This window comes from Rhodococcus sp. NPDC019050 (assembly GCF_055664235.1).
Map to the genome: position 1 here is coordinate 1 of NZ_JBVOON010000036.1, position 6,708 is coordinate 6,708.

At 63.0% G+C, this 6,708-nt stretch carries 7 protein-coding genes and 3 pseudogenes; 7 read left to right on the plus strand and 3 right to left on the minus strand.

Annotation, left to right across the window (positions count from 1 at the left end; all coding sequences use genetic code 11):
• Window positions 1-37: 37 nt before the first annotated feature.
• Entirely contained in the window at window positions 38-676 is a 639-nt protein-coding gene (locus AC0B44_RS21020) for a GAF domain-containing protein (protein ID WP_471904680.1), read from the minus strand.
• 487 nt (window positions 677-1,163) lie between these two features.
• Window positions 1,164-1,274: pseudogene (locus AC0B44_RS21025) on the minus strand (response regulator); the annotation flags it as partial.
• 307 nt (window positions 1,275-1,581) lie between these two features.
• On the opposite strand from AC0B44_RS21025, the gene AC0B44_RS21030 reads away from it, so the two are divergent.
• From AC0B44_RS21030 to AC0B44_RS21060, 7 genes and pseudogenes are all read left to right on the plus strand, one after another.
• Window positions 1,582-2,364: a ThiF family adenylyltransferase gene (locus AC0B44_RS21030; RefSeq protein WP_471904681.1), complete on the plus strand. Its 783-nt coding sequence runs from the start codon at window positions 1,582-1,584 to the stop codon at window positions 2,362-2,364.
• Window positions 2,365-2,389: 25 nt separating this feature from the next.
• Window positions 2,390-3,364: an iron-containing redox enzyme family protein gene (locus tag AC0B44_RS21035; protein WP_471904682.1), complete on the plus strand. Its 975-nt coding sequence runs from the start codon at window positions 2,390-2,392 to the stop codon at window positions 3,362-3,364.
• Window positions 3,361-4,071 (plus strand): 2OG-Fe dioxygenase family protein, encoded by a 711-nt coding sequence (locus AC0B44_RS21040; protein WP_471904683.1) that lies wholly within the window; start codon window positions 3,361-3,363, stop codon window positions 4,069-4,071. Before AC0B44_RS21035 ends, AC0B44_RS21040 begins: the two co-directional genes overlap by 4 nt.
• A 22-nt stretch (window positions 4,072-4,093) precedes the next feature.
• A complete protein-coding gene (gene argC / locus AC0B44_RS21045) occupies window positions 4,094-5,041 on the plus strand; it encodes an N-acetyl-gamma-glutamyl-phosphate reductase (RefSeq protein WP_471904684.1) in 948 nt (315 codons plus the stop codon).
• Window positions 5,028-5,888, plus strand: a complete 861-nt coding sequence (dapF, locus tag AC0B44_RS21050) for a diaminopimelate epimerase (protein ID WP_471904685.1) — start codon at window positions 5,028-5,030, stop codon at window positions 5,886-5,888. Before argC ends, dapF begins: the two co-directional genes overlap by 14 nt.
• The gene (locus tag AC0B44_RS21055) at window positions 5,885-6,394 is read left to right on the plus strand and encodes a GNAT family N-acetyltransferase (protein ID WP_471904686.1); all 510 of its coding nucleotides are present in this window, start codon (window positions 5,885-5,887) and stop codon (window positions 6,392-6,394) included. Before dapF ends, AC0B44_RS21055 begins: the two co-directional genes overlap by 4 nt.
• Before the next feature lie 23 nt (window positions 6,395-6,417).
• Window positions 6,418-6,552: pseudogene (locus tag AC0B44_RS21060) on the plus strand (ATP-binding protein); the annotation flags it as partial.
• Window positions 6,553-6,614: 62 nt separating this feature from the next.
• Here the strand turns inward: AC0B44_RS21060 and AC0B44_RS21065 are convergent.
• Window positions 6,615-6,708 (minus strand): annotated as a pseudogene (locus tag AC0B44_RS21065) (integrase core domain-containing protein); the annotation flags it as partial.

Here is a 6,708-nt window from a genome sequence, read left to right on the forward strand (position 1 = left end):
CGTCGTCGTGCCATGTCGTGTACTCGCCCTCCTGCACTCATTTTGGTGCATTCGAACTCGCACAACCACTGGACCTGCTCAGTGGGATCCAGTCAGTCGCAATCAGGTCGCGGTCATGCAGCGCGCGGCGCAACCGTTCGTCGAGCGCCTCGGCTTCGGAAAGCGTGTGCATGTTCGTCAACAGAATCGCGGCCTGGTCGGCGAAGCGCCCCAGAATGTCCTCGCTGTCCGCGGTATAGGCATGCGAGCGGGTGGAGTACACCTTCAATGCCCCTAACGTCCGACCCGCGTAACGCAGTGGAACGCTGAGCGACGAGGACATCCCCACCTGGGTTGCCCGCGGTGACCACGCCGGCCAGCGCCGGTCCTGCTCGAGATCGTCCACCCGCACCACCGTGGTGTCCCGGGCCGCCGTCAGACAGGGCCCTTCGCCGAGTTCGTACTGCACCACATCGAGACGCTGGACCATCGGACCGGTCGCGGCGGAGGTGGATCGATGACCCGTCTCGTCGACCAGCGTGATTCCAGCACCGACGGAACCGGGAAGGGTGTCCCTGGCCAGGGAGGTGATCAGTTCCAGGACCGTGGTCACGGTCTGCTCGGACATCAGCACGACCGCCATGCGGGCGAACACCGCGGCCCATACCTGGGGAGTGGGATCCTGCGAGTGGGTCATCTCCCGCCTCCCTCCGAGCCGCCCGCTCGTGACCTACCGACACTTCGAAACTACCCCTCCCCCATGGGGCTCGGCCGAGGACGATCGTTCCGGACATCGTCTTCGCAGGCCCTGCAGGCGAGGGACCCCTCGCGTCGGGCACCCGGCACCGTGCGGGGTCTGCCCGGCGCACACCGCTGCGGGGTAACCCGTCGTCCCAGGGGTGACACCACGACGACGTCGTGACAGGGCCTTGCTCTGCCGGCGCTGCGCCACCGGTGGAGTTTCTGCTCGCGACGCAGTCGCACGAGCTGCACCACCCTCGAAGCGTGCGGCCGCACGATCGTCGCAGGTAGCCGAGGGCATCGAGGGTCCGGCGGAACGGCCATGACATGCCCCGACAACGATCGGGCGGCCGGCAGGGCCCTCTTGCCCCGCGGCAGCGTCGGCTGGTCGTGTGCGCGACTGCGGCAGCGACGGGTGCGCTGTGCAGGCCGAGGGCGGTGCCTCATCGGGGGCGGCGGGGTAACCGCACCACCTGGACGAAGAACTCGTCGATCTGCCGGACCGCGCCGAGAAACCGGTCGAGATCGACCGGCTTGGCGACATACGCATTGGCCGTCTCACCTTGAGTCCGGGGGTTACCGGTCAGCGATCCGTGACGTGTCACCAACTACAGCCCAGCCCGAAAGCTCAAGACTTGGGCATCCGCTTTGGGGCGCTTGCGAAGTCCAGACCGAGCGCTATAGTTGCCCCGAAAGAAACCGATCGGATGGTTTCTTTCCGATGTCCGGGGGGCCATCACCACAGGATCTGTTCCGCCTGTTCGTGCACGTCTCGACGGGGGTTCGGTCGATGCCGGGCTCTTCGTCTTCGACGTGATCAGAGGGGGAATTGTGTATCCACGGGAAGTACTGTTCGGGCGCATGCTGGGGTTGATTACGGAGGAACAGCTGCGAACACTGGGCGAGGCCACAGTGGCGATACCCGGTTGCGGCGGAACCGGGTACACGTATGCGGAGTGCCTCGCACGGATGGGAATCGGAAACTTCCGCCTCTCCGATACGGACCGTTTCGGGCCGGAGAACATGAATCGCCAATTCGGCGCGACGGTGGACACCGTCGGGCGTCTGAAGTCCGAGGTGCTGGACGAGCGCTTGCGCTCGATAAACCCGGAGATCACCGTCACGCGGTTCCCGGACATCGACGAAGGCAATGTCTCCGACTTCGTCGCCGGCGCCTCGGCGCTCTGTGACACCATCGATTTCTTCGCTATGAACGAGCGCCGGATGCTGCACCGCCAGGCTCGCGCTCACAAAGTGCCCACCGTGTTGTGCTGCCCAGTCGCATACGGCGTGACAGGACACTACTTCAACTACCACGAGAACGATCGAATCGACTTCGACGTCCTGTTCCACCAGTCCGATTCGCACGACGAGCAGCACAACCTCGAGAACTTCGGAAACACACTCGCTCCGAACGCATTGCACCGCGCCTATCTCGACGATCCGAATCTCGACTTCGAGAACCACAAAGTCGCCTCACTGAGCGCTTCGTGCCTGCTGGCCACCTCGTGGGGGTCGATGCAGGCCGTATGCGCAATCCTCGGACTGCCGTCGGAGTTCCGGCCTGTCCCGGACATGTACGAGTTCGATCTTCGTGCAATGCAATTCGTTTCCGGTTCCATGTCCACTGCTGTTCTCGGCTGATCCCTTAGCGACCTTCGGAGATCTCATGGCATCACTCTCTTCTGGCCTGCTCGAGCAGTCCGCTGAAATCAGCGACCTGCACGAACTTCTCGACCGCGCATACACATATGAAGACAGTGAGGCCCTGCTGCGCGTTCAGCAGCGCCTTGCGGACATTCATGCGCGTTCGTTCGAAATTCCTTCATCCGTGCCCCGGACCGGCTTGGACGCCTTGCGTTCCGACCTGCACTCTGCGTTGCAGATCGAAGAGCGCATGCTCTCATACGAGGACCGATTCATCGACCACGCCGCATGCCCGTCAACGTCCGGGGGTGGGCTCGAATTCGTGCGCAGTCTGAAATCAATCGTTCGCGAGCACCCAGCGAACCGGCACCCGTTCTACATTGAATTCCTGCCCGACAGTGCTGAAATCGGCGACATCGCCTACTATCTCGCGCAGGAGTCGGCGCTGGATCCGCGGTTCGACGACTTCATTGCTCTGATGCAAATCGGGATGTCCGTACGTCCGAAACTCGAACTCGCCGGCAACTACTGGGACGAGATGGGCAACGGTACCGAAGCACGCGTGCACACCGTGATGTTCCAAAATACCCTCAACGAGGTCGGTGCCACGGACGACTTCATCCGCGAGAACCTCAGCGTCGACGCCCTGGTATGCGGGAACCTCTCTGCCACGCTGGCTTTGCGCAAGCCCTTGATCTTCCGCGCCGTGGGTAGCTTCGCCGTGACCGAATTCCTGTTTCCGCGCCGGTGCGCGCAGCTGCTCGAGGCGTGGCGACGTAACTCCCTCTCGGTCGAGGGTATCGAGTACCACCGCGAGCACATCGGCATCGATGCACGCCACGCATCGGGTTTCTTCAAGAACGTCATTATTCCTTTGGTCGAAGAACGCCCCGAGATCGCTCCCGAGATCTACTGGGGCGCCGTGGCGCGCCTCAACTCGTCGCAGCGCTACCTCGATTCCATTCTGCAGACCCTGACTTACGGAAGTGACCGATGAACAACGATCTCGCCCGGCAGGGTTACGCTCTTGTAGACGGATTGTTCGCCACGGCTGAGCAACTGGCCTCCTATGAGAACTGTCCGCACGATCCGTTCATGGGCAACGGCACTCGATACAAGCGGTTCTCTCAGTTCAAGCTCGTCCACGAAGGTGATGACTGGGACATCGAGCTGCTGCCGGCGCGTGCCTACACGGCGCCGAAGGAATTCAACCCGGTCGGTGGCGGATTCAAGCGCCCGTACGAGCCACTCGAGTCGGACTTCAGCGGGATCATCACCGAACTGGCGGACCACCTGGGTCTGGACCGCACCACCGCCTGGCAGATCAATGTGCACCAGAACCGGAGTATTGCCGAACCCCGACGTCACGGCCAACTCACTCCAGAGGGTCGGCATAAGGACGGTCACGAGTTCGTCACCATCAGCGCGTTCGCTCGTTCCAACGTCACCGGTGGGCACACCCGAGTATGGGGCAGCGAGGAAGCGGGACAACCCCTGTGGGAGCACACGATGGTCCCTGGCCAAACACTACTACTCGATGATCGGGCAGTCCTGCACGATGTGACCGATATCGAAGCGTCCACCGACGTCCGCGGCACCCGGGACATTCTTATCGTCGCCTACTCGCGCTGGGACGAAAGGTGGTATGGCGACGAACACGACGCAACTGTGCTCGAACCACACACCACCCCAGCCCGGATGTGATCAGCGGACGAGGACACCACCTATGAGTATCTCCTTGTTCCTCGACGGGGCGGCCGGCACCACAGGTCTTCTGATCGAAGACTTGCTCCGACACCACCACCCCGAGTTCGAGATCCTGCACTTATCGGACGACGAGCGGAAGGATTCCGCTGCCAAGCGCGCGCTCCTCGCCGAAGCCGAGTGCGCAGTGCTGTGCCTTCCCGACGCAGCGGCCGTGGAATCCGCCGCACTGGCAGATGAATTAGGCGTACGAGTACTTGATGCCAGCAGCGCACACCGCGTATCGGACGGTTGGGCATACGGGCTGCCCGAACTGGACCGCGGTGCCCAGCGGCATCGGATCAGCGGCGCGTGGCGGGTAGCCAACCCCGGGTGCTACGCCACAGGTGCGCTCCTGCTGCTCAACCCGCTCTCGCGCGCCGGTCTCCTCCGCCGGAATGCGCACGTTCCCATCTTCGGAATCTCCGGCTACAGCGGAGGCGGTCGCGCGATGCTGCAGCGCTTCGAACGCGCCGGCGAGACCTTGCGCACCGGCAGCTACGCCCACGATCACGAGCACAAGCATGTACGCGAGATCGTGAGCCACAGCCCGCTCGGCCGCAAGCCGCAGTTCGTACCGTCCGTCGGCGCATTCGAACGGGGGATGTCGGTGACGATCACTCTCGGTCGCGATGCTCTGACAGGCGAGACCGATGCCGCAACCATCCTGAAGGAGTACGAGCAGTCCTATGGGGGTGAGGAATTCGTCCAGGTGCGCACCACGCAGCCGGACGACCCCAACGGTCTGCTCATGGTCGACGACGTTGTGGGCACCAATATCGCTGCCGTGTACTGCTTCGACGACGGCACCGACCTGACCTTGGTGTGCCATCTGGACAACCTCGGCAAGGGCGCATCGCTGGCCGCAATTCAGAATCTGAACATCATGTTCGGGTACCCGGAAGGGCTCGGTATCGATGACCAGCATTGACCTTCTCCCCTTCACGAAGTACACCGCGCTCGGCAACGATTACCTCGTCTTCGACCAGGGCCCTTTCGGCACGACATGGGACGCCCAGCACATCGTCGGGTTGTGCGAGCGGCGATTCGGCGTGGGCGCCGACGGCGTTCTCGTCCATCACCAGTCCCTGACGAGTGGGCCGTTCCGCGTGCGCATCTTCAATTCCGACGGCACCGAATGCGAGCGCAGTGGCAACGGATTGCGCATCTACGCCCAGTGGCTGCTCGATACTGGCGCAGTCGATCGCGGTCGATTCGAGATCGACTGCCTTGCCGGGACATCATCGGTCGAGGTCAACGAAGATGGCACGCTCACGATCGCAATGGGACCGGCGGTGTTCGAGCCCCACGCGATCGGGCTGATCGACCCCTCGATCGATCCCCGGCGGTTCGTGCTCGACACCTCCGCCGGCGCTCTGGATGTGACCGCCTTGTCGGTCGGAAATCCACATACGGTCGTGTTCACCCCGGTCGATCCCAGTATCCGGAACGTCCTCGGGCCGCAGATCGCTACTCATCCTCTGTTTGTCTCCGGCACCAACGTCCAGTTCGTCGCCGGGATCGACGCGGCCGGGATGGACATCGACGTCTGGGAACGTGGATCCGGGCGCGCGCTCGCCTCAGGGAGCAGCGCATGCGCGGCGGCCGCGGCCGCACTGTTGCGCGGGTCGACCACCGCCCCGGTGACCGTTCGGATGCCCGGCGGCGAGCTCACCGTCGATCGGCGCGGCACAGAGATATGGCAGACCGGACGTGCGCACCATGTGTTCTCGGGCACCGTCCGTCCCCCCTCCCCGAAGGTGGCAACTACATCATGACCACACCGACCGTCCGTCACGCCACACTCGCCGACGCGCCACGCATGCGTGAGATCTACAATTACGCGATCGAATCGCGTGCCAGTACGTGCGACCTCGAACCCCGCGACGTGCATGAAATCGAAGGATGGTTCTCCGGAAGAGATTTCCGGTCCCGACCGATTTATGTGGCCGTCAACGATGGCACGATCACCGGATATCTATCCGTATCCAATTTTTGGAACGACCGTCCCGGCTACCGCGTAGCTGCAGACTGCGGCGTCTATCTCGATCCGGCCTTCCAGGGTCGCGGAATCGGATCGACATTGCTGCGCACTTTCCTGGACGACGCTCCTCGTCTAGGCATTCGCACGGTGGTCACCAGCATGTTCGCCGACAACGCTGCCAGCGTCAGGTTGTTCGCCAAATTCGGTTTCGATCGCGTCGGCATGTGCACGGGGGTGGCGGACCTCGAAGGTGACCGGAAAGACCTCGCCATCGTCCAACGAAGGATCACACCCGCATGACACTGACGATGCAGCAGTGGATCTCCGACGACGTCGTCGCAGCCGCGATGATCGACCGCCTCGTCCACCACGCCGAGGTTCTCACCCTCACCGGTGATTCCTACCGCACCCGCCAACGACGTGAACTGCTGGCAAAAGACCGAACTGGCAACGACTAACCAAAGCCAGGGGGTCAATTCCAATCCGTCGGCAGAGGGTCAGTTCTAACCCGTCGTTGACACACCTCGCAGGCGAGGAACTCGTCCCGAAAACGCCCGTTGAACGACTCACAGATCCCGTTCTGCCACGGCGAACCCGGATCGATGAACGAGGCA